This is a genomic window from Vibrio sp. 10N.222.52.B7, assembly GCF_041474275.1.
Lineage (GTDB): Bacteria > Pseudomonadota > Gammaproteobacteria > Enterobacterales > Vibrionaceae > Vibrio > Vibrio crassostreae_C.
Genome location: NZ_JBFRTU010000343.1, coordinates 1 through 360, shown reverse-complemented (window position 1 = coordinate 360; position 360 = coordinate 1). Strand labels below are relative to the sequence as shown.

The following is a 360-nucleotide window of genomic DNA, read 5'->3' as shown; positions in this document are numbered from 1 at the left end:
GCGGGGATAGTCACTCGAACGTCCTGTTCGAGTGTTTGCAACGCTTTCGGCAGTGCCTTGGCTACATCAGCCAAGCCACCACTTTTAATCAAGCCTTCAACTTCAGACGCTACAAAAAGTACCGAGAGAGTCTTAGTAACCAACTCGTGCTCCTTTAGAAATCACTACGACACCATCGTCAGATACGTGGTAATGCTTTTTGTCTTCTGTCAGATTTACACCAATCTGTGTACCCGGTGCGATATCTGCGTCTTTATCAATGATAACGCGGCGCAAGATACAACCCTCACCCACTTTTACATCACCGAGTAAGATGCTTTCGCTAATATCACACGCTGATGCGATATTGCTGCGGAAGCC

1 protein-coding gene and 1 pseudogene are annotated in these 360 nt (G+C 47.2%); both read right to left on the bottom strand.

Features of this window, described 5'->3' with window-relative positions:
* Window positions 1–143 (bottom strand): glycogen/starch synthase (locus AB4512_RS23135; RefSeq protein WP_372175860.1); only part of this gene is annotated, 143 nt, incomplete at its 3' end.
* Window positions 133–360, bottom strand: a pseudogene (glgC, locus tag AB4512_RS23130) (glucose-1-phosphate adenylyltransferase); the annotation flags it as partial. The gene AB4512_RS23135 and the pseudogene glgC, both read right to left, overlap by 11 nt.